The organism is Anaerosinus sp. (assembly GCF_965318445.1).
The window spans coordinates 237,411-261,363 of the sequence record NZ_CBDNNH010000002.1 but is presented as its reverse complement, the minus strand read 5'-3'; the positions used below and the strand labels follow the sequence as shown (position 1 = coordinate 261,363).

Annotated in this window: 21 protein-coding genes and 1 CRISPR repeat array; of the genes, 1 reads left to right on the top strand and 20 read right to left on the bottom strand. The window is 35.6% G+C overall.

The window, feature by feature from the left end; translation table 11 throughout:
* Nucleotides 1–3: 3 nt before the first annotated feature.
* From hisB to hisG, 4 genes are read right to left on the bottom strand one after another with little or no spacing between them, the layout of a single operon-like run.
* Complete coding sequence (hisB, locus tag ACWZFG_RS01585) at nucleotides 4–591, bottom strand: imidazoleglycerol-phosphate dehydratase HisB (RefSeq protein WP_177505353.1); 588 nt, start codon at nucleotides 589–591, stop codon at nucleotides 4–6.
* A gap of 4 nt (nucleotides 592–595) precedes the next feature.
* Nucleotides 596–1,648 carry a histidinol-phosphate transaminase gene (gene hisC / locus ACWZFG_RS01580; protein ID WP_177505352.1) on the bottom strand — a complete coding sequence of 351 codons (1,053 nt, stop codon included), beginning with the start codon at nucleotides 1,646–1,648 and terminating at the stop codon, nucleotides 596–598.
* A 5-nt stretch (nucleotides 1,649–1,653) separates the two neighbouring features.
* Nucleotides 1,654–2,991, bottom strand: a complete 1,338-nt coding sequence (gene hisD / locus ACWZFG_RS01575; RefSeq protein WP_147667955.1) for a histidinol dehydrogenase — start codon at nucleotides 2,989–2,991, stop codon at nucleotides 1,654–1,656.
* Complete coding sequence (gene hisG / locus ACWZFG_RS01570; protein WP_455576938.1) at nucleotides 2,988–3,653, bottom strand: ATP phosphoribosyltransferase; 666 nt, start codon at nucleotides 3,651–3,653, stop codon at nucleotides 2,988–2,990. The genes hisD and hisG overlap by 4 nt, the downstream gene beginning before the upstream one ends.
* A 182-nt stretch (nucleotides 3,654–3,835) precedes the next feature.
* On the opposite strand from hisG, the gene ACWZFG_RS01565 reads away from it, so the two are divergent.
* Nucleotides 3,836–4,789, top strand: a complete 954-nt coding sequence (locus tag ACWZFG_RS01565; protein ID WP_418627276.1) for a D-2-hydroxyacid dehydrogenase — start codon at nucleotides 3,836–3,838, stop codon at nucleotides 4,787–4,789.
* Here the strand turns inward: ACWZFG_RS01565 and ACWZFG_RS01560 are convergent.
* From ACWZFG_RS01560 to ACWZFG_RS01485, 16 genes are all read right to left on the bottom strand, one after another.
* Complete coding sequence (locus tag ACWZFG_RS01560; RefSeq protein ID WP_177505349.1) at nucleotides 4,786–5,310, bottom strand: HD domain-containing protein; 525 nt, start codon at nucleotides 5,308–5,310, stop codon at nucleotides 4,786–4,788. The genes ACWZFG_RS01565 and ACWZFG_RS01560 overlap by 4 nt on opposite strands.
* A gap of 1 nt (nucleotide 5,311) precedes the next feature.
* Nucleotides 5,312–6,496 carry an ATP phosphoribosyltransferase regulatory subunit gene (hisZ, locus tag ACWZFG_RS01555; protein ID WP_177505348.1) on the bottom strand — a complete coding sequence of 395 codons (1,185 nt, stop codon included), beginning with the start codon at nucleotides 6,494–6,496 and terminating at the stop codon, nucleotides 5,312–5,314.
* Between the two features lie 18 nt (nucleotides 6,497–6,514).
* Nucleotides 6,515–6,820 (bottom strand): YerC/YecD family TrpR-related protein, encoded by a 306-nt coding sequence (locus tag ACWZFG_RS01550; RefSeq protein WP_177505347.1) that lies wholly within the window; start codon nucleotides 6,818–6,820, stop codon nucleotides 6,515–6,517.
* A 253-nt stretch (nucleotides 6,821–7,073) separates the two neighbouring features.
* A CRISPR array of direct repeats spans nucleotides 7,074–8,588; the repeat unit is 30 nt; unit sequence GTTTCAATTCCTTATAGGTAATCTAATAAC.
* Nucleotides 8,589–8,841: 253 nt separating this feature from the next.
* Nucleotides 8,842–9,861, bottom strand: coding sequence for an efflux RND transporter periplasmic adaptor subunit (locus tag ACWZFG_RS01545; RefSeq protein WP_177504264.1), 1,020 nt, complete (start codon nucleotides 9,859–9,861; stop codon nucleotides 8,842–8,844).
* A gap of 45 nt (nucleotides 9,862–9,906) precedes the next feature.
* Nucleotides 9,907–10,530 carry a TetR family transcriptional regulator gene (locus ACWZFG_RS01540; protein WP_177504262.1) on the bottom strand — a complete coding sequence of 208 codons (624 nt, stop codon included), beginning with the start codon at nucleotides 10,528–10,530 and terminating at the stop codon, nucleotides 9,907–9,909.
* A gap of 24 nt (nucleotides 10,531–10,554) precedes the next feature.
* Nucleotides 10,555–11,490 (bottom strand): dipeptidase, encoded by a 936-nt coding sequence (locus tag ACWZFG_RS01535; protein WP_455576937.1) that lies wholly within the window; start codon nucleotides 11,488–11,490, stop codon nucleotides 10,555–10,557.
* Nucleotides 11,491–11,628: 138 nt separating this feature from the next.
* Entirely contained in the window at nucleotides 11,629–14,553 is a 2,925-nt protein-coding gene (locus ACWZFG_RS01530) for an insulinase family protein (RefSeq protein ID WP_455576936.1), read from the bottom strand.
* A gap of 297 nt (nucleotides 14,554–14,850) precedes the next feature.
* Nucleotides 14,851–15,363: a DUF456 domain-containing protein gene (locus ACWZFG_RS01525; RefSeq protein ID WP_177504256.1), complete on the bottom strand. Its 513-nt coding sequence runs from the start codon at nucleotides 15,361–15,363 to the stop codon at nucleotides 14,851–14,853.
* 117 nt (nucleotides 15,364–15,480) lie between these two features.
* On the bottom strand, nucleotides 15,481–16,758 hold the full coding sequence (gene purD, locus ACWZFG_RS01520) for a phosphoribosylamine--glycine ligase (RefSeq protein ID WP_455576935.1): 1,278 nt from the start codon (nucleotides 16,756–16,758) through the stop codon (nucleotides 15,481–15,483).
* A gap of 92 nt (nucleotides 16,759–16,850) precedes the next feature.
* Nucleotides 16,851–18,389, bottom strand: coding sequence for a bifunctional phosphoribosylaminoimidazolecarboxamide formyltransferase/IMP cyclohydrolase (gene purH, locus ACWZFG_RS01515; RefSeq protein WP_177504252.1), 1,539 nt, complete (start codon nucleotides 18,387–18,389; stop codon nucleotides 16,851–16,853).
* A gap of 18 nt (nucleotides 18,390–18,407) precedes the next feature.
* Nucleotides 18,408–19,022, bottom strand: coding sequence for a phosphoribosylglycinamide formyltransferase (gene purN / locus ACWZFG_RS01510; protein WP_147667931.1), 615 nt, complete (start codon nucleotides 19,020–19,022; stop codon nucleotides 18,408–18,410).
* Nucleotides 19,015–20,082: a phosphoribosylformylglycinamidine cyclo-ligase gene (purM, locus tag ACWZFG_RS01505; protein ID WP_147667929.1), complete on the bottom strand. Its 1,068-nt coding sequence runs from the start codon at nucleotides 20,080–20,082 to the stop codon at nucleotides 19,015–19,017. Before purM ends, purN begins: the two co-directional genes overlap by 8 nt.
* Nucleotides 20,083–20,113: 31 nt before the next feature.
* Complete coding sequence (gene purF, locus ACWZFG_RS01500; RefSeq protein ID WP_177504248.1) at nucleotides 20,114–21,541, bottom strand: amidophosphoribosyltransferase; 1,428 nt, start codon at nucleotides 21,539–21,541, stop codon at nucleotides 20,114–20,116.
* Nucleotides 21,538–22,248, bottom strand: a complete 711-nt coding sequence (purC, locus tag ACWZFG_RS01495; RefSeq protein WP_177504246.1) for a phosphoribosylaminoimidazolesuccinocarboxamide synthase — start codon at nucleotides 22,246–22,248, stop codon at nucleotides 21,538–21,540. The genes purF and purC overlap by 4 nt, the downstream gene beginning before the upstream one ends.
* Nucleotides 22,249–22,480: 232 nt before the next feature.
* Nucleotides 22,481–22,969 carry a 5-(carboxyamino)imidazole ribonucleotide mutase gene (gene purE, locus ACWZFG_RS01490; RefSeq protein ID WP_418627008.1) on the bottom strand — a complete coding sequence of 163 codons (489 nt, stop codon included), beginning with the start codon at nucleotides 22,967–22,969 and terminating at the stop codon, nucleotides 22,481–22,483.
* A gap of 595 nt (nucleotides 22,970–23,564) precedes the next feature.
* Nucleotides 23,565–23,891 (bottom strand): hypothetical protein, encoded by a 327-nt coding sequence (locus ACWZFG_RS01485; protein ID WP_177504242.1) that lies wholly within the window; start codon nucleotides 23,889–23,891, stop codon nucleotides 23,565–23,567.
* Between the last annotated feature and the right edge of the window lie 62 nt (nucleotides 23,892–23,953).

Sequence of the window (23,953 nt, the reverse complement as noted above, 5' to 3'; positions counted from 1 at the left end):
CGCTTACAGCATCCCTTTTGTCGACATCACACCTTGAATCCGTGCATCTTTCGTTACAGCCTCACACAAGGCTTTGCCAAGCGCTTTAAAAATAGCTTCCACGATATGATGCGAATTTTTACCATGCAATACTTTAACATGTAAAGTAATTCCTGCTTGCATCGCAAATGCACGTAAAAACTCTTCCGTAAGTTCGGTATCATAATTGCCAATCATCGGTGTTAATGGCTGCGCCACATCATAGACTAAAAATGCTCTGCCACTAAGGTCAAGTGACACCATGGCAAGCGCTTCATCCATTGGCACAAAAGCAGTTCCATAGCGCTTAATTCCAGCCTTACTGCCAACGGCTTTTAACACCGCTTGCCCCAGCGCAATGCCCACATCTTCAACGGTATGATGTCCATCCACCACTAAATCCCCTTGAGAAAAAATCTCCATGTCAAACAAACCATGCTTCGTAAACAAATCTAACATATGATCAAAAAAGCCAATCCCAGTCGAAACCTTCGCAAATCCATTACCATCTAAATTACATTTCACTTGAATATCTGTTTCCCCAGTTTTTCTACTAATATCTGCAATTCGCATTTTGTCAGCTCCTTTCAACAAAAGCTTTTACAGCACTTAACCACTGGTCATTTTCTTCTCTCGTACCAATTGTAATGCGCAAACAATTCTCTAGCCCTGGCGCATTGCCAAAACTGCGCACACCAATTTTTAAACTTTCCAAATATTCATTTAACGCTACAGCGTTTTCATAATGAATTAAAATAAAATTCGTTTCTGAAGGATATACCGTAATCCCTTTTATTTTTTTCAATGCTTCAAACATCCGTTTGCGTTCAGCAACATACATTTGAATTCTCGGTACAAATTCATCGCGCATTTGATATACAATGGCTGCTGCAGCCAAGCTCAACACATTCACATGATAAGGCATACAAGCTTTACCAATCATATGAATGATATCTTTACCCGCTAACATATAACCAACGCGCGCTGCTGCCATGCCATAAGCCTTCGAAAATGTTCTCGCAACAATTAAATTTGGGTATTTTTCAATGAGACTTGCTGCAGATATTCCATAAAACTCTACATAAGCCTCATCTACCGCTAACGGACAATCAATATTTTTTGCAATATATTCTATGTCTGCTAAAGGGATAATTGTTCCCGTTGGATTATTTGGCGTACAAACTACTGCAAGCTTAGCATCGCACTCTTGTACTGCTTGAATAAATTTTTTTACATCCAATGTATAATCTGCTTCTAACGGAACAACTTTAGCTTCCGATTCACTTAGTTTTGCATAGATATTGTACATAGAGAAAGAGGGCATAGGAAAAACGATAGAACGCTTTGGACCGCCAAAAGCAAAAAATAATTTTTCTAAAATTTCACTTGATCCATTTGCAACTAGTACATTCTCTTCATTTAGACGAAAATTTCTGGCAATTAAATCCTTTAAATCATCCATTTCAGTATCAGGATAACGATTAAACGCCACTCTTCCCAAACGAGCTATTACTCGTTCCTCTACCAATGGCGGTAAATTTAGATTGCTTTCATTTGCATTAAGTTTTATCTTCCAATCCTTTTCAGATACATCATACGTTGGTAATGATTCTAATCCTTGTCTATACATTTTTTCTAACCTCTCATTCTAATTGCATTGGCATGCGCTTCTAATCCTTCAGCCTCTGCCAATCGAATAATATCATCCTTTACCTCAGCTAAAGCTGGGGCTGTATAAGAAATAATGCTTGTTCGTTTCATAAAAGTTTCTACATTTAGCACCGAGTAAAATCGCGCTGTTCCACCAGTCGGTAATACATGATTAGGACCGGCAAAATAATCACCTAAAGGCTCTGGTGAATATGCACCTAGAAAAACAGCCCCTGCATGACGAACATAGGGAAGCAATGTAAATGGTTCACGTGTTAAAATCTCTAAATGCTCTGGTGCCGATAGATTGGCAAGTTCCATCGCCTGCATTAAATCATCGGCTACAATAAGTAACCCATTTTTCTCAATTGATGCAGCAGCAATTTCCTGCCTAGGCAATGCAGTCAACTGAGTTTTTACCTCAGTCTCTACTTTTTCTGCTAAATCTATGCTATTCGTAATGACAATACTAGATGCAAGTACGTCATGTTCAGCCTGACTAAGCATATCAGCCGCTATATAAGCTGGATCTGCTGATTCATCGGCAATGATTAAAATTTCACTTGGACCAGCTAGCATATCAATATCACAATGTCCATATACGGCTTTTTTCGCAAGTGTAACAAAAATATTTCCTGGGCCTGTAATCTTATCGACCCGAGGAACCGTTTCTGTACCGAAAGCAAAAGCTGCAATTGCCTGCGCACCACCAATCTTAAATACACGGTCAACACCTGCTTCACGAGCGGCAACAAGCACATACGGATTTACTTTTCCATCTTTTGCTGGCGGTACTGCCATAATAATTTCTTTTACACCAGCAACAGATGCTGGTACTGCATTCATAATTACAGAAGATGGATAAGATGCTGTACCCCCAGGTACATAAATTCCCACACGATCTAAAGGGATACAAGATTGCCCAAGCATTGACCCATGTTCCCGATAAGTAATCCAAGATCTTGGTTTCTGTTCCACGTGATAAGAACGAACGTTATCAATTGCTTTTCGAATAGAAGCTAAAATTTTAGAGTCAACTAAGGACTCAGCTTCCATAAATTCAGCTTCACTGACTTCCAAATTTTCCGCACTAAATTCTACACCATCAATTAACTTAGTAAAATCAATAACCGCTTTATCGCCATCTTCACGAATGCCCTTGACAATTTTATCGACAATCTGTGCCGCAGTTAAATCTTCACCAAACAAGGTTTTATTTTTTTCACGAATTCGATCACTCAATACAACCTGATCAAAGGCTGGTTTAGATAAGATTTTTTTAAGTTCTTCAATTCCCACCTCTTGCGTACTTATCGTTCTCATTTCTTTTCACCACTTTCAACAATTGCCCTTAAATCTTCTACCATCTGATTAATCCGGTCAAATTTCATTTTAAAGCTTACTCTGTTGGCAATAAACCTTGCCGTTGCATTCGTAATTTGGGCAATTTCAATCAAATTATTTTCTTTTAATGTACGACCTGTTTCTACGATATCTACAATGATTTCTGCCAATCCCACCATAGGGCCTAACTCAATGGAACCATTTAATTTAATAAATTCCATTTGAATACCTTTACCATTAAAAAAGTTTTCAGCCACTCGCGGAAACTTTGTAGCTACTCGCATATGCGCGTAATCACTTAATTTTTCTTGTAATAAAGCTTCTGGAACAGCGACCATCAAACGGCATAATCCATATTTTAAGTCAAGAAGTTCATAAACATCTTTATTTTCTTCCAATAAAATATCCTTCCCAATAATTCCAATATCAGCTGCACCATATTCCACATAAGTTGGGAGATCTACAGTTTTTGTAATAATAAATTTTATCTTTTTTTCTTCATTTGTAATTACTAGTTTACGTGATTTTTCACTTAGCCCTTCTGCTGCATAGCCAATTTTAGCCAAAATTTCTGCAGAAGGTGTAAATAATTTACCTTTTGGTAACGCTATTGTTAGATATTCCATATCATTTGAAGTCATGTTATCCTCCTAAGGAATAGAGTCCTTTAGTTATTTAAAGTAATAATATATTACCATATTAGCATCATTTGGTAGATTCGTCAATATTAAATGTAGGGATTTTTAATCCGATGTCGAATAGATATCAATGAGGAAATCGTCGTTTTGACGGTAAAACATTAAATAATCATAAGGAGATTATTATGATACCTTCACTTAATATACTTGTGCTAAATCGGTTAAGCGAAAAGGAACTTACAAGTATTCAAGATACCGTTCCGAATGCTAATATCACTTTATGCAAGCCAGAAAATGCACCTGATTATATTGAAAACACAGATATTCTTGTTACCTGGGGACATCTTAGTATTCTCAACCTTCTACCAAAGGCACCACGACTTAAATGGATTCATGCCTTAAGTGCTGGCGTAGACGAACTTTTAATCCCCGATTTAATTGAATCTGACATCATACTAACAAACTCGCGTGGAATCCATGGGATTCCTATGGCTGAACACGTTATGGCGATGATTTTAACCCTTTCACGTCAAATACCAGAATCACTAAAAAATCAACAAAATAAATTGTGGCAACGAACACGTCCTGATGAAATTTATGATAAAACAATTGGAATTATTGGTCTTGGCAGTATCGGTCGAGAAATTGCAAAACGTTCAAAAGCAATGGGAATGAAAGTTATTGCTACCAAACGTACACAAACAACTGAGATTTTTGTCAACAAACTGTATTCTCCTGAGCAATTAGACATTGTATTATCAGCTTCTGATTTCGTTGTAGTCACTTTGCCTCTGACAGATAAAACACGCAATCTATTTGTACTAGATAAATTTAAATCAATGAAAAAAACAGCTTATTTTATTAATGTAGCCCGTGGCTCTATTGTCCATCAGCCAGATTTGGTTACAGCATTAAAAGAAGGATATATTAAAGGTGCAGCTCTCGATGTAGTAGATATTGAACCACTTTCTTCCGATTCACCACTTTGGGAAATGGAAAACGTTTTAATCACACCACACGTTGCTGCTATGTCACCGTATTATTTAGAACGTGCAATAAAATTATTTATTGAAAATCTAACAAAATATATGCATAGTACGGATATGCTTAATGTTATTGATAAAGCCAAGGGCTATTAATTCAATGCATCAGCTTTTCTTAACAAACGAAGCTCTGGCGCATCATTTGCTGCTGGAGCTTCGTGATGTTTTCCAACAATTTCAGCAATTTCGTTATCACCAATTTGAATAAGTTTTTCTGCACTATACTGTGCATGATGATAATAAATATAAAAGGCATGACGAAGATTGCTTACCTTATCGCCACGCCCCAATTTGCCCCATCTTTTCGCCCAATTGCTTAAAAACCTATCTGCCAGTACTGTAATAACTTTATCTGTCGTACTGATATCTCCAGCTTTTTTTCCTACATCATGAAGCAGTGTACATTTAATTAACTTATCTATATTAATATTTTTTTCAACTTCAGCCATTTTCAATGCCGTGTAAGTAACATTTAGTGCATGACGTTGCTCTGGAATCGACATGGCAAAAAACAAGCTCTGTTCGCTTTTTATTAAATGCTTTTTTATAAATAGGCGATCTGCATCATTAATTTTTGCCACTACTGCTATGAAAAATTGACGAATACGTTGTAACATTTTAATCTATATAAATGAGCTGATTATAATTTTTAGCATGCTGATATGATTCAGCATCTTTTTTTGTTTGTGCTTGCAGCCCAATTTCAACCAATTTATCTTCGCCACGTAACTCTTTTGCCTTTTTAATTGCTTCGATTACTTTACCTTCGCCCCATCCTATGTAAATATCTTTATTTTTTGCCGAAATAGAAAGACCTTGTCTTTCTAAAGCTAACATAATTCTCTCTATTCCTAATGCAAATCCTGTCGCGGGGCAGGCAGTCCCAAAATCAGATAACATATTATCATAACGTCCGCCGCCACATAAAGGAAAACCAAGACCTGGCGTATATGCTTCAAATACCATTCCCGTATAATAATTAAAATCACGAATCACACCTAAATCAAAGTTTACATACTCCGCAACACCGTAAGAATCTAAAAGATTATAAATTTCATTTAGGTTATCTAATGCTCTTTTACTTTGTTCATTACAAATCATATGGTAAACGCTCTTGAGCATATCTATTTTCCCATGCAATAAAGGTATTTTTTTCAATATTTCTTTCGCATTTTTACCCAGTTCACTTTTATCAAGCATATCACCAAGTTCAACCAGATTACGTGTTACCATAGCATGTTTTATTTCTTGTTGCTGCTTTGCAGATAATTTAAACTGCTTCATCACACCATTAATAAATTCAACTTGCCCTAAACTAATTTGAAAATTTTCTAGACCAGCTTGACGAAGTGATTCAATTGCAAGTGCAATCACCTCAGCATCCGCAGTTGCCGCTGTCATCCCCATTAGTTCCACACCAGCTTGATAAAATTCACATTGTCTTCCTGTTTGCGCTTGCTCATAACGATAAACATTTGTAATGTAAGATAATTTAAGTGGAAACTCCACCTCTGCTAAACGACTTGCTGCAACTCTCGCAATTGGTGTCGTCATTTCATGACGCAAAGCTAATGTCCGATTATTTTTATCAAAAAATTTAAACATATGGGGCTCAACTTCACTGCCATTCCCAATAGTTAACGTATCTAAATACTCAATTGTCGGTGTAACAACTTCATCATAACCCCATTGATCAAATACCTCCGCAAGCGAATCCTCAATTTCTCTCTTACAAGCTGCTTCGCCTGGCAAAAAATCTCTAGTTCCATAAGGAATCTGCAAAACGAATTCATTTTTACTCATCATCTTCTCCCCTAACCACTATTTCTTTTTCTGCTCATCTAATCTCTCTAAAATAGATTTATATCCATCCGCGCCATAATTTAAACAACGTTTTACCCTGCTAATCGTTGCTGTACTTGCACCAGTTCGGTCAACAATATCATCATAAGTATGACCATCTCTAAGCATACGTGCAACTTCTAGCCGCTGCGCCAGAGCTTTTATTTCACTAATTGTACAAATATCCTCAAAAAATTGATAACACTCTTCCGTATCTTTCAATAACAAAACTGCTTTACATAATTGATCTGTTAATTCATCCTTTAATTTAGGATTTGCCGACATAAAAACACCCCTTAGCATAATACTTTAAAAACTCTTTTCTTATAGCATTTTCTCTCTTTACTACTTTTATTCTTTATCTTGTGAAAACATTATGATTTATTATAACAGATAAATTCCATAAATTCCACATAAAAAACTTATTACAAATTAAAGTGTAACAAGTTTTTTTATTTCCCCTCTGAAAGGCAGAAGAACACTCCAAGTAACTTGCGGCCCTTGATTACAGGACGCCTCCTTCAAATAAACTTAGTTTGTAATCATTCCTTATAGGTAAGCTAGTAACCCAATACCATTTTCCCAAAGCTCACCTTCTGAACAGTCATTTTAATTCCTTATAGGTAATCTAATAACACAAGCAATTACTATGCGGTACACACAGAGAAGAATCAGTTTCAATTCCTTATAGGTAATCTAATAACTTTGTATTCATCATCGACTGTTTCTTCGCAGTTTCCATGTTTCAATTCCTTATAGGTAATCTAATAACTCCGAATACAGTCGACAAATGGGTGAGGTATTAGCACTGTTTCAATTCCTTATAGGTAATCTAATAACTTTTCTAAACGATTTTTAAAATCTAATTCTTTTTTCTTGTTTCAATTCCTTATAGGTAATCTAATAACGCCAGCACCACCCAAAAAGAAAGGACGAGTCAGCAGAGGTTTCAATTCCTTATAGGTAATCTAATAACCTGCATATGTAGGTGTATGGAAAGCGAAAGCCTAACTTGTTTCAATTCCTTATAGGTAATCTAATAACGAAAGCTAATAAAAGTGGCGTCAAAGGCGTTACATGGGAGTTTCAATTCCTTATAGGTAATCTAATAACCTGGCAGTCCGTTTACGTGAATTATTTCAGTCTTGGTTTCAATTCCTTATAGGTAATCTAATAACATATTTAATTTTGCGGCAAATGTATTTATACCAAAGTTTCAATTCCTTATAGGTAATCTAATAACTGAGCCAAAACGGCGTAAACCGCCCGACCCAACGAGTGTTTCAATTCCTTATAGGTAATCTAATAACTTCATCTCCCCACCAACTTTCGCTTGCGATATCACCGGTTTCAATTCCTTATAGGTAATCTAATAACTACATAAAAGCAGGTTGGAAACTCGATGGGTTCACAGGTTTCAATTCCTTATAGGTAATCTAATAACAATATTGGTACAATCACAATTCAATCCGCCGCCCTGTTTCAATTCCTTATAGGTAATCTAATAACAGGGAGACAGGCTTTTCATTGACAACAAAGAGCTATATGGTTTCAATTCCTTATAGGTAATCTAATAACCGTCACGCCCATTTCTTCTTGGCTTTCATCACATGGCAGTTTCAATTCCTTATAGGTAATCTAATAACTTCATACAGGAGAAAATAGATTTGCCCTCATAACACAGTTTCAATTCCTTATAGGTAATCTAATAACCATAAGGTGTTTTATCTTCTTGGGTTCGCTTTTCTAAGTTTCAATTCCTTATAGGTAATCTAATAACGGGAGGTGCAACTAATGTACCTCCTTTTCCGTTACCAGTTTCAATTCCTTATTGGTAATCTAATAACGTATTACTATATATGAATTATTGTTCATACGTCGAAATGGTTTCAATTCCTTATAGGTAATCTAATAACTTGAAGTTTCTCAGCTCGACCAAGAAGTTGACCCTTGGGGTTTCAATTCCTTATAGGTAATCTAATAACAAAGAAGGCAATTTACCTGCTGTATTTCATAGGCGCAAGTTTCAATTCCTTATAGGTAATCTAATAACCCTAATTATACCTTAAAATAGTAAAAAATCCACTAATATTTATACAAGTACTTAACTTTATTGACATTTTCTTTTGAAAACCCATAAATTTTTCATCAAAAAGTCGTCGACCTCTAGATGTTTTTACGCTATCTGTGGTCGACGACTTTTGTTTTGCATATTTTTTAAATTTTTATTCATAAAAATATAAATTAAAAGAGACCTTTTTTATATGATGAAAATTGAATATTAAATTTAATTCTACTAAATTTTTTTATAATGTAATTTTTAAATTTACATGCATTCCTGGTTTAAATACCGTATCTCCATCCGTTGGAACAGAAATCTTTAATATCGCCACATTATCATCAACCTGTTCTAAAGCTTCATCGCCTATAATATCAAAGACCGTTCCTTTAAAAATTAGCCTTGGATATTCTGTTATTGAATAACTTGAGAAATTGCCTAACCCCACTTTATAAACATCATTTCGATTAATTTTAGCTTCTACCCAAACATCAGCGATATCGCTTACAGTAAATAAATTCTGCCCTGCTTGAACCTTTGTATCTATTGTAAAACTATTTAAATTTACCATTCCACTCACTGGCGCAGTAATAACAGCAGATTGCTGAGCAGATTTACTTTGCTCATACGCTAATTTAGCCTGGTCAATCTGTAATTGAGCAATACGCAATAGCTCTTGCTTATTTGCAACCTGATTCACTACTGCTGCAGAATTTACTCTAGGTGTATTTGCAGCAGTAAAATTATCTAAAGCTGCCTGATAAGCAGCTTGCGCTGCATTATTTTGCACAGCACTAATCGCTCCCATCGCAAATAGCTTTTCCATCTTGTCCTTATTTTCCGCTGCCCTATCTAAATTTTTCTGTGCTGATTCTACAGCTATTTGATCTACTGCTGTATTATTCTGCTCAGTCGGCGTAATCACATCCGGTGTCGAAAGTATATTATTATAGCGAAGTTTTGCATTTTCTAAATTATTTTCTAATTCTTTTATTTGCTCTGGCGAAATTTCGACTTGCAAAATTGCAATTGTCTGGCCAGCTTCCACCATAGCTCCATCTTCTACTAAAATATCTTGTACCGTACCTGATACCTTACTCATGATATTTACGTTTTTTCCTTGAATTTGCGCATCAGAGATAACAAGATAAGCATCATTTTTTTGCCAGCAATATATGATTGAACTCATTCCAAGTACAAGAAATAAGATACAAATCAAACAATATTTTATTATTTTATATACTTTCTCGGTAATATCGATTTCCAAAAAAATGCCCCCTGCAAAATCATTTACAAGGCTATATTATAGCACTTATTTATTTGCGATACCAAATAAAAATACTCGAGCAATATTTTCTGCGGTTTGGTCAAAGTCATCACCAATTAACTTTTGAAACACAATCGCAAGAATTGCGCTTAATAAACCATAGGCAGCTTGTTTAGAACTTGCTACGATAAGAACGCCTTGTTCAATTCCCTCTTTTATCACAGTTTCTAAGGTTTCTAAAGGTTCTTCAAAATTTCTCCGACATTTTTTTTGCTGTTCTTCACTAAACCCTGGATAGCCCACTTCCCCAAAACAACGAACTTCATGCATAAACACACGCCATAAATCTGCATGTTTATCATAAAAAGATAAAAACTCACGCGTCATTAATCGTATTTTCTCTAATGGCGGAATATTATCCTTCTTAATATTAGAAATATGATGACGAAAAGGGGCACTTCTTTCCTCTATTAAAGTATAGAATAAATTTTCTTTATTAATAAAATAATTATATACCGTCCCTTTGCCAGTATCCGCCAACTTTATAATTTCATCTACTGTTGCACGATGAAATCCTTTACGTGAAAATACAATGTAAGCTGCATCTAAAATATGCTGACGTTTATTTTTTGGATCGCTTAAATCAATCTGATCTTTAATTTTGTCCATATTACCACTCCCATCCCTTTGTTCCTAAACTAGACAATCTCTAATTACCCTTAAACAATTTAACTTAGAAACTTTTTCAATATCATCATTTTTAAAACCTTGACTTTTCAAAGCTCCAAATAATTTGTCAATTTGACCAATGTTTTCAACTTCCAAAATTGCATGAATCCCATCAAAATCAGTCCCCAAGGCCAATACATCACTGCCACCAATTTGATAAATATGCTTCATATGCCGTATCATATCTTCCACATAACTATAACTTGAAACAGACAAAAGATTATTCGAAAAATTAATCCCGATAATGCCACCCTTTTCCGCTAATACGCGTATCATATCATCCGTCAAATTGCGACTATGATACACCATCGCCCGGCTATTAGAATGTGAGGCAACAAATGGCTTACAGCTGATTTTGGCAACATCATAAAATCCTTGATCGGACAAGTGTGACACGTCGACAATCATCCCCAAGCGATTCATCTCACAAACAACTGATTTTCCAAAAGAAGTTAAGCCTTTATTTTGATATGTAAAATTAAAATTTGGATACCCAATTTCATTGGCATAATTCCAGGTCAAAGTAATTAAACGAACCCCCTGCTGATAAAATCTATTCAAATTCGTTAAATCACCTTTTAGCACTGCGCCTTCTTCAATTGTTAAAAAAGCAGATATTTTCTTATTCTTATCATTTTCTAAATACTCATAGAAATTGTGAGCAATTTCTATGCAGTCTTTATTTAAGGCTAATTCTTGATAAAATTTACGAATTAAATTATTGCAATATAAAAAAGAATCTTCAATTACTGCTGTATCAACAAACATAGCAAAAAACTGAGCAGTACTATGTCCCTGTTTCAACTTTTCTATATCTACCTGAAGCGAGTTTTTTTTTAAAGAACCACATTCAGGATTATTATATAAAGCAGAAATTGTATCACAATGTAAATCAATCAAACAATTCCCTCCAAACGACTCATTTTACATTATATCATCTTTTTTCGACTTGTTAACTTCTTATTTTTGGATTTACAATAAAAAATTCAAAAAAAAAGATTGCACGCATTATTGTAAATACGGCAATCTTTTTTTTGATTAATTAAATACTTGTTTTAAGCTATTAAATATCTCTTTATTTTCTTTTATCTTTTCTTCCCCACCTAGTACACAAAGATAATTCTCTTTCATACATGCATCAATTAAGTTAGCTAGACTTCTAATATCCTCTTGCTTTGTTGCCAGTACTTGGTCTCGTTCTCTTTGTATATCTGCTTGTGTAATATGTCGAATATGACATTCAGCTGCAACTTCACCCTTCATTTGCGGCGTAAGCGGTGTATCAAGCGTACTCATTGATCCGATGATGTATTTTGTCATTTCACGTTCATCTACAGTAAAGTTACGCATATAATTTGCAGTTTCATTATATACATCAATGGTTTCCGCTAGATTTGGATCTCGATAAGAACCAAAAACCATATTCCCCGTACGTCTAAATTGCGTAAACGCGCCATAAGCTCCACCTTGTACACGGATACGATTCCATAGGTAATCATAACGTAAAATTGTCTCTAAAACACGTAGGCTTCCACTAAATGCAAAACCTAAGCGATTAAAATTCGCACCTTTTGCTACATATTGAATTTTACTTGACGTCATTAAACCTTCATTCAATTTATCAATTGTAAATTCATATTCTTGCTTTGTAAATTTTATGTCATGTAAAACATTTAAAAATTTGGGGTACTCTTTTGCAAAAATATCATAATCGCTTTTATCTAAAGTAATGCTTGTAACCATTTCATTTTTATTAAAGAGCATCGGCATAATTTTCGCAAAATTTTCTTGAATAACAGCATACCGCGATTCAAAATTCTTATTTAAGTCTACGATAAACTCATAAAAGCTTAACAAGCCTTGCTCATTATACCGACTTGCCGGTGAAAAATAGGATAAAACGCGACCTGCAACCACTTGTTGCGCATTTCTAAGCAAATACATTTCGAGTGAGGATTTTAATTGTGCGATCAATTCTTTTACACGTTTTTTATCATCAAATTTACTCTTTGTTAAAACCTCAGACAGAAGTTTCATTAGATTTGGAAGTTTTTTCACCAAAGCTTTTGCCTTAACCTTAAATTTCGGATAATAAACCTCTGCACTATGACTTTCCGTAAATGCAATCACATCATACGCAATGCCGCCCGTACTGCTATTTACCTCATTTGCCAGTGAACTATATTCATAATTTTCCGTTGATACTTTGCCTAACAGCTCTGCCAATAAATAAGCATATAAAACTAAATCTTGCGGCAAAGTCGCTGCATCAAAATATAAATTCAAATAGGCAATTTTATTTGTGGAAATTGGATGGAATAACACTTGTGTATTTAAAATGTTTTTTTCTTCTAAAATCAGTTGTTCAGATTTTGGCTCAATATCTTGTAGTTTTAATAATGGAATTGTCGCTAAAGCATCTGGTGTATCAGGGGTTTCTTGGCGAAGCTGTAATTTTTTCGTCATTTCTATATAGTTTTCAATTTCTGTTTCCGATAACTTTGCTTTATGTGCAGCTAATTCTGTTCTGATTTCTTTGGCACGCAATTCGCCTAACCCTTGTTTTGGCTTTAATACTACTAACGTCATATGTGAATTATTAAGAAATCTTGTTTCAATTAATTTTTCAAAATAACGATTATCCAGCGCACTCTTAATGTGTTCCAAAGGCTTTTCATACGAAATCCCTAATAATGGACTGGCATCATAAAGCCAACTATCCATACATTTAATATTGTAAATTAACCCTTTTGGACTTTGCCCAAAATCAGCTTCACGTAATTTAAATTCTAATAAATTAATCGATGCTTCAATTAACTCTCGATCAATTCCCTCACGGACTAACTTTTCTAATGTTTCTTTTGTCACCCGTTTAAACGCTTCTACTTGATCAACATCAGAACCACTAACAATAATGCTAAAGGATGGCTGTAAGATGCTATCTGCAAATGAGCTCAATACATCTTTCCCGATGTTTGCGTCAATTAAAGCTTTCTTCAATGGTGCTGATTGCGTTCTCAATAAGAAATGCTCAAGGATTTGCAATGCCATCATTGTTTCCGTTTCTTCTGCTTTTCCAACAATACAATTTAAACTTAAAAACGTTTTCTCCCGAATATCTTCATTTGCCGAAGCTGGATAATAACTTTCTACATACTTTGGCTCACTAAACAGTTTTTGTTCTTCGATGGTTGAATCAATCGATTTCGCTTCAAAAGCACTTAAATATTCTTTATCTAAAAACGATAATTTTTCTACTATATCCATCTTTCCATACAAATAAATATAACTATTGGATGGGTGATAATATTTTTGATGAAAAGCTAAAAAACCTTCTAAGGTAAGTTCTGGAATTACATCTGGATCTCCTCCAGACTCATATCCATACGTGGTATCAGGAAATAAAGAAGCGAGAATTTCCTTGTCCAAAATAGCCTCTGGAGAAGAAAAAGCCCCTTTCATTTCATTGTATACAACACCTTTATATCTCAATTCGGAATCTTTCGATTCCGCTTCATAATGCCAGCCTTCCTGCATAAAAACTTCTGGACAATCATACATTACAGGATAAAACACCGCATCAAGATAAACATCCATCAGATTTTGAAAATCTTTATCATTGCGACTTGCGACCGGATACATCGTTTTATCTGAAAACGTCATTGCATTTAAATACGTATTTAATGACCCCTTAACAAGCTCTACAAATGGTTCTTTCATTGGAAACTTCCGCGAACCACATAATACAGAATGTTCTACAATATGGGGTACACCTGTACTGTCATTCGGTGGCGTCCGAAACGTAATCGAAAAAACTTTATTGTCATCTTCATTTTCCATAAATAATAATTTTGCGCCGCTTTTTTTATGGATAAACTGATAAGCTGTTGAGCCTATTTCTTTAACCTCTGCTATTTCTTTTAATTCAAAACCACTATACTCTTGACCAACTATAAGTGACATCAATATCCTCCTTATTCTAAATCTAGAATCTTAGTTCTAAATTATACATCTATTTTGTAAATTTACATCTGACTAAAAATTTTTATAAAGTAGACTTGATTCAGAAACTTAGCTTCTCGCCTGTGGGTATATCTCTCACCTATAGAAGGCGAGCGTCTTATAAGCGAGAACCAAAACATTTGATTTTGTGTGAATCGCTTATTTCGTCAGATGAGTAGATTAGTCATCTGATAAATAAGTTTTTAATAGTATATACTTTTTTTCTCTTCCTATGATATTTCTCAGCTAACAACTTAGTTACCATGCTAAATTAAATAATAAATAAATAATCGTAACTAACGCAATGGTGAATTTTATAATCACACCAAGTATCTGTCCTTTTATTACACTCGTTGCCACACGAATTGCATGTTCTTTATCATTAGTTAGTTGATACTCAACAAACCAACTTACTGTAAATCCACCGGCTAAGGCGCCAATAATTGAGCCAATAATAGGAGTAAAAGCCGTGCCTATAAGTCCTCCAATAACTGTTCCAATTACAGCAAATATAACAGCACGTTTTGATGCTTTCTCTCTGCTTGCCCAAACTGCACCTGTAAATGTTTCAAATACTTCACCTAATATAATAGCACCCAATACAATGCCTAAATCCATAAGAGAAAGATGGACAAAGTGATCATAAAAGCCATAGGCAAGTGCAGTAAGAAAAATAACAATATTCCCGGGCATACCGATGATCGTTAATCCTAAACTCGCCAGCAGCATAATAATTAAACCAATATTCACTAATAATAAACCAACATCCATATACATACTCCTTCCTGCATTCTTTTATTCGTCAATCTATGACATTATACCTTTTTCAATCAAAAAAATCATGGGTAGTATTATTGATATACTTTCCCATGATTTAAAAAATACTCTTTATTTTAAACGAGCAATTGCACGATATGCAATATCCTTACGATAGTGTACTTTTGCAAAATTAATTTTGCTAGCTGCTTTATAGGCTTTATCTACAGCCTCTTTAATATTATCCGCTTTAGCTGTAACGCCTAATACGCGTCCGCCATTGGTTACAATTCCAGCCTCCGTTTTTGCCGTACCTGCATGGAATACCACCGCCCCATCAGCCTCTGCTTTATCCATGCCAGTGATTACATCACCTTTTTTATAATTCGCCGGATAACCACCTGCTGCCATAACTACACAAACAGTCGCTTTTTCTTCCCATTTCACTTCAGTTTTAGCTAAATTCCCCTCAATACACGCTAGCATAATTTGTGCTAAATCACCATCCAATAATGGCAATACAACTTGTGTTTCCGGATCACCAAAGCGTGCATTGAACTCAATAACTTTCGGACCGTCTGCTGTAATCATAAGCCCTGCATATAAACAACCGCAGTATTTCCGGCCTTCTTGCTGCATTGCTTTTACGGTTGGTTCAAGAATTTCTTTTTGTACTTGCTTGAGTAAATCTTGCGTTAATACTGGAGCTGGTGCATAAGTTCCCATCCCACCAGTATTTGGACCTTCATCATTATCAAATGCACGTTTATGATCTTGTGAAGAAATCATTGGAATAATCGTTTTGCCATCCGTAAATGCAAGTAGGGAAGCTTCTTCACCAACCAAGCATTCTTCAATAACTACCCGACTTCCAGCATCACCAAAAGTATGATCGCACATAATGCTATCCACAGCTTCTAAAGCCTCTTGTAGTGTCGCTGCTACAATTACACCTTTGCCTGCCGCTAAGCCATCGGCCTTAATAACAATTGGTGCCCCCTGCGCTTTTACATATTCACGCGCTTTTTGAGCATCAGTAAATACTTCAAATTTAGCTGTAGGAATTTCGTATTTTTTCATTAACCATTTAGAAAAAGCTTTTGATCCTTCAATTTCAGCTGCTGCTTTTGTTGGGCCAAAAGCTTTTAATCCCGCTTCTTCAAAAGCATCTACCAAACCGTTTGCCAATGGCAATTCTGGTCCTACAACAGTTAGGTCAATTTTATGTTCTTTTGCGAATTTCACCAAGGAAATATTATCAGAAATAGAAATATTACTTATACATTCAGCAAGGCTTTCCATCCCAGGATTGCCCGGAATCGCATACATTTTCTCCACACCTTGACTTTGAGAAAGTTTCCAAGCTAACGTATGTTCGCGACCACCGCCGCCAATGACTAATATACGCACACAATCACTCCTATATAGATAAGTCGCACGAAAACTCATCCTTGCGAAAAAGTAAGTGCGACTTTATCTTAAAATATTGAAAATCAATTCAATTAATGTTTAAAATGTCTTCTACCAGTGAAAATCATTGTAATCCCATGTTCATTCGCTGCATCAATAGATTCTTGGTCACGAATTGATCCGCCAGTTTGAATAACTAATGTGATACCAGCTTTTGCAGCCGTATCCACAGAATCTCTAAACGGTAAGAATGCATCAGAAGCAAGTACAGCACCTTTTGCTTTTTCACCAGCTTGTTCAAGTGCAATTGCTGCTGAACCTACACGATTCATTTGACCTGCACCAACACCATACGTTTGGTCATTGCCAGCAACAACAATCGCATTAGATTTTACATGCTTTACAATTTTCCAAGCAAACATTGCTTGACGCCATTCTTCTTCTGTTGGTTGACGCTTAGAAACGACTTGCATTTCTTCGCGTTTTGCCTCAAGCGTATCTGCATCTTGAAGTAACATTCCACCAGCCACTTTTTTCATATCCATACGAGAACCGCCAAGTTCAGGAAGCGGTAATGTTAATAGACGAATATTTTTCTTCGCTGTTAAAATTTCAAGCGATTCTTCATCAAAGGCAGGAGCAATCACAACCTCAATAAAAATTTCACTGATTTGCTGTGCAGTTGCTTTATCTACTGTACGATTTAATGCCACAATACCACCAAAAGCAGATAACGGATCTGCTTCATATGCTTTTGTGTAAGCTTCAGAAATTGTTGCACCAATTCCTGCACCGCAAGGATTTGTATGTTTAATAATCGCTACTGCTGGATCTTTAAATTCAGCTACAATATTATAAGCTGATTCTATATCAACAATATTATTGAAAGAAAGTTCTTTTCCGTGCAATTGTTTCGCATTCGCAACCCCGATTGGACTATGTGCTTCACGATAGAAAGCAGCATTTTGATGTGGATTTTCACCATAACGTAAATCTTGAACTTTTTCTAACGTCATATGTACTGTATTAGGGAAATTGCCTTCGCCTAACTCTTTAGCTAAGTATTGATTAATACAAGCATCATACTCAGCGGTATGCCCAAAAGCTTCTTTTGCAAGAGACATACGAAGTCCATCAGTAATACCAGCATCACTTGTAAGTTCAGCTGCAATCTCATCGTAACGTGCAGGATTTACAACCACAGTTACATATTTGAAATTTTTTGCTGCCGCACGAATCATCGCAGGCCCACCAATATCAATATTTTCAATTGCTTCTGCAAGTTCAACCCCTGGTTTGGCAATTGTTTGACGGAATGGATAAAGATTTACAACAACCATATCAATGCCTGTAATATTATGTTTTTTCATCGCTTCCACATGCTCTGCATTATCACGAATTGCAAGTATACCACCATGAATATATGGATTTAAAGTTTTTACACGACCATCCATAATCTCAGGAAACCCAGTCACTTCACTTACATAAGTTACAGGAATACCTGCTTCTTTTAAAGTTTTCATTGTACCGCCAGTAGAAATAATATCTACCCCAGCAGCATGAAGCTTTTTCGCAAATTCAATAACACCAGTTTTATCAGAAACACTGATTAAGGCACGTTTAATTTTCATGCTTTTCCCACCTATTCTCTATTCTTTAATCATTACACGTCTACCGTTTATTTCAAGTTTATCTTCCAAATACAATGCAATTGCTTTTGGATATAATACATGTTCCACTTTGAGTACACGAGCAGCCAGAGTTTCCTCGGTATCATCATCAAGCACTGGAACAGACTCCTGCAAAATAATCGGACCACTGTCCATTCCTTCATCTACAAAATGAATTGTACAGCCAGAAACTTTCGCACCGTATTCTAAAACGCTGCGATGTGCATGTGCACCAGGGAAAGCCGGTAATAAAGAAGGATGAATATTCATGATTTTATTTTTAAAAGCATTTACAAAATACGGACTTAAAATACGCATAAATCCAGCTAAAATAACTAAATCCACACGATGTTTTTCAAGTTCTTCTACCAATGCTTTTTCAAATTCTTCTTTCGTATCATAAAGCTTACGATCTACACAAACCGCAGGTATTCCTAATTCAGCTACGCGTTTTAAAGCATTTGCTTCTGGTTTATCACTAATCACAACTGCAATTTCTGCCTTAATTCTACCAATATCAATTGCATCAATGATCGATTGCAAATTACTGCCGCGACCAGAGGCTAAAACGCCTAATACTGCAGTATTAGTCATTAAAAACCCCACCTTTTATCACAACTTCTTGCTTACCTTCGACAACTTTACCAATCACATAAGCAGTTTCATTATTTGCTGCTAAATGCGCTTGAATTTTTTCAACTTCATTTGCTGGAACAACTAAAGCCATACCAATCCCCATATTAAAAGTACGGTACATTTCCGTCCAAGCAACGTTGCCCCACTCTTGCAATTTATCGAAAACAGCTGGTCTTTCCCAAGATGTAGAATCTACTTCTACTCCACAATTTTCCGGTAAAACCCGTGGAATATTATCATAGAATCCACCACCAGTAATATGCACCATACCATGAATCGTGAATTTTTCTGTTAAAGGCATACAAACTTTTGGATATAAACGTGTCGGTGTTAATAATTCTTCACCAATCGTCTTACCGAATTCTTCAATATATTCATCGCCTTTAAACCCTTTTACATCAAAACAAATTTTTCTTACAAGTGAGTAACCATTAGAATGTACACCAGTTGATGGTAATCCGATTAAAATATCACCTGGCTTAATATTTGCACCTGTAATAATCTTTGCCTTATCCACGATACCAACAGCAAAACCAGCAATATCATATTCACCATCTGGATAAAAACCTGCCATCTCAGCAGTTTCTCCACCAATTAACGCACACCCAGATTCTTTACAAGCACCAGCAACACCACTTACAATTGCTGCAACTTTTTCTGGCTCAAGTTTGCCCACAGCTAAATAATCAAGGAAAAATAAAGGTTCTGCACCTTGCACTAAAATATCATTCACACACATTGCAACTGCATCTTGACCAATTGTATCATGTTTGTCCAGCATAAAAGCCAAACGTAATTTCGTCCCCACACCATCTGTACCAGAGACGAGAACTGGTTCTTTATATTTTCCGCTATTTAAAGCGAATAATCCACCAAAACCACCTAAATCACCTAATACCTCAGGACGATAAGTAGATTTTACATGTTTTTTCATCAATGTTACAGCATGATTGCCGGCGTCAATATCAACACCAGCATCACGATAAGTTAATTGTTGAGATTTATTTTCAGTAGTCATCGAACTCCCCCAATTCAGAGCTTAATTATTTTTACTTTTTCTTTTCAAAAACGTATTTATCTGCACCAATTGTATCTTCTTTAGGTTTTTCACCAGGATATGCACTATTAAAGCAAGCATAACACATATCTTCACAGCTTACTGCTTTTAGCGACTCTTTTAATCCTTCAATAGATAAGAAATGTAAAGAATCTGCCCCAATATATTGACGAATTTCTTCTACTGTTTTTGTAGCTGCAATCAATTCTTTACGTGCAGAAGTGTCAATTCCATAATAACATGGATAACCGATTGGAGGCGAACTTACACACATATGAACAGCTGTAGCACCAGCTGCCTTGAGCATGCGAACAATTTTTCCGCTCGTCGTACCGCGCACAATAGAATCGTCAACCATAATTACAGATTTACCATTTACTACTGATTTAATTGCATTTAATTTAAGTCTGACACTTGTATCACGTTTTTGTTGACTAGGTTGAATAAAAGTACGCCCAATATAGCGATTTTTCATTAAACCTTCTTTAAATGGAATTCCAGATTCATAAGCAAAGCCAGTTGCCGCCGTAGTACCAGAATCAGGTACAGAAATAACAATATCTGCTTTAAAACCACTTTCTCTTGCTAATATACGACCCATTTCAAATCTTGCATCATGAACACTCTGTCCATCAATCACACTATCTGGACGAGCAAAGTAAATATATTCAAATACGCATGCTGCCTTTTTATCAGCTGTTGCAAAATGATATGACTTAAGCCCTTTATCGTTGATCACAACCATTTCACCTGGTTCTACATCTCGAACAAATTCAGCTCCAACTGTATCAAGTGCACAAGACTCGGAAGATAGCACCCATGAATCTCCCATTTTCCCGATACAAAGCGGTCTGAACCCTTGCGGATCACGTGCACCAATTAACTTTTCTTCTGTCATAATCGTTAAGCAATATGCACCTTTAATTTTCACTAAACTTTCCATAATTTTTTCTTCAACTGATTCCTTGCGAGATCTCGCAATTAAATTCACAAAAACCTCACTGTCAATTGAAGTTTGGAAAACTGTACCTTGCTCTTCTAATTCACGTCTAATTTCTGCTGCATTTGTTAAGTTACCATTATGAGCCAAACTAATTTTACCACCAGAATAATTTACCATTAACGGTTGAGTATTAGCTAGAAGGCTGGAGCCAGTCGTCGAATAACGAACATGACCAATGGCAATATATTGATTGTCCATATGTGGTACTTGATGGCGGAAAACTTCATTTACCAATCCCATTCCACGTGTTACATCCATCCAAGAACCATCAGTGATAGCAATCCCGGCACTTTCCTGTCCACGATGCTGAAGCGCATAAAGTCCCCAATACGTATTAAGTGCTACATCCTCAGTTCGCGAATAAATGCCAAAAACACCACATTCTTCTTTTAGCTTGTCCAGTTCTAAATCTATCATCTAACCTCTCCTGTTAATCTGTGTAATACTTCTTTATAGGCATCCTCAACATTGCCCATATCACGACGAAATCTATCTTTATCCAATTTTTCTTTTGTTACTGTATCCCAGAAACGACAAGTATCTGGAGAAATTTCATCCCCTAACAATACTTGACCCTTGTATAAACCAAATTCAAGTTTGAAATCAATCAATTCAATATTTTTTGTTGCTAAATATTTTGTTAAAATTTCATTTACTTTTAAAGCAATGCTTTCTACTTCAGCAACTTGAGTTTCCGTTGCTAAGCCGATTGCTTTTATATGATAATCATTAACTAATGGATCACCAAGTTCATCATTTTTATAATATAATTCAACAACAGGGCAAGACATTTTTGTGCCTTCTTCTAAACCTAAACGCTTCGCAAGGCTTCCTGCTGCAATGTTTCTTACTACAACTTCAAGAGGTAAAATTTTCAAGGATTTTACTAACATCTCACGATCGCTTGGCATACTTACAAAATGGTTATCAACACCATTTTCTTTTAATAATTTAAAGAAAAATGATGCGATTTTATTATTCATAATCCCTTTATCTGCTATCGTACCTTTTTTTGCTCCATTACCAGCAGTTGCATCATCTCTATAATATACTAATACTTCATCAGGATTTTCCGTTGCATAAATTTGCTTTGCTTTACCTTCATATAATGGTTTTTTTCCCATTGCTTATAGCCTCCAAATTTCATAATTTTTTACCAAATAACTACCCCGCCCATCTGACAAAATAAGCGATTCACACAAAATCAAAGATTTTTGTTCTCTGCTTATAAGACTCCTAACTTCTATAAGTAGGAGTTATACCCACAGGGCACAGGTGAGCGGCTAATTTCCTGAATAAGGTCGACTAAGATTCAGCTGGAGTAAACACTCCACCTGAATCAAATCTTACTTTATATTATAAACTTGCTGCAACCTTCGCTGCTTTCTTCTCAACTTCTTCTGCCATTTGCTTGCGATGTGCAATTAGTCTTTCCTGTAAACTAGGATTGCTTACAGCCAAAATTTGCGCCGCAAAAATTGCTGCATTTTTTGCCCCATTCACAGCCATACTTGCAACTGGAATTCCAGATGGCATTTGAACTGTACTAAGTAATGCATCCATACCATTTAAAGGAGTTGCATTAATTGGAACTCCAATTACAGGAAGTGTTGTAAGACTTGCAATCACACCACCTAAATGAGCTGCCGCGCCTGCTGCCGAAATAAACACACCAATCCCTTTTTCAGGTGCTGAAGTAACAAAATCATGTACTCTTGCTGGTGTACGATGTGCAGATGCAACAACGACTTCACATTCAATACCAAAATCCTTTAGTAAATCTGCCGCCGGTTTTAATATTGGCCAATCAGAGTCACTCCCCATAACAATAGCTACTTTTTTCATGAATTAACCACCTTTCCTAACATACGCGAATTATCGTAGTTTATTCATTTGGTTCAATTCTGTTTGCGAATAAACTTCACTAGCTTAAAATTATCTATATTAACCATATAAAAATATATGGGCTCTGATTATTTGCATGTAATGCAAATAATCCACAGGGCAATCGTTCCCCAATTCAGCTTATCGCCTATATCGTAAATTCATTCGACTCCGACCAATTGAGCCGGAGTCGATAATATTTTATGGTTTTATCAACAAAAATTGTCAAAAATTATCATACAACTAAAATGACAAGTACATATATACCAATTAAAAACTTATACTACTATTTACGCCACTCTGTTTATAATAACAGATTATTTTTAAGACTGTCAACGGAATTTGCAGTATTTTGTTTGTATTCGTCATAAAAGGCATTTATAAAAAATATTCTTTACCGTAAAGACTGTTTATTTTTAAATTACTTATTTTCCATACAAAAAGAGCTGTCATAGCGAATCTTTACATACCTATTTTTATGTAGCTCCAAAAGGTTCGCCAGACAGCCATTATTTATTTTTTACAAAGCTTATAAAATTACAATCATTAATGGAATTTACAAAGAGCTTCCTATAGCAATTCCAACAAGCAGAGCGGCAATTCTATCCATTTCATTCTGATGCCGCTTTTCTTCTTCATGCTTTCTTTTTTCCCATTCGTGTCTAGATTCTCCCGGATGACGTTTCATTTCTTTTTCATGACGCTCTTTTTCTTTTTTCATCTCTTTATCATAGTGAGCTTTATCTCGATGTTTGTCATGATGACTAACTCGTTGTGGCGGTCTATCATCTCTAGGAGAAGCCTCTAAAACAGCACTCGTAAATCCAATTTGCAACACTCCGACCATTGCTATAGCAACAAATCCTTTAGTTAACTTATTCATTTAAATTCCACCTTTCCTAATTTGTCTTTATCTTATCAAGGAAAGATTTGAAAACTTTCGGA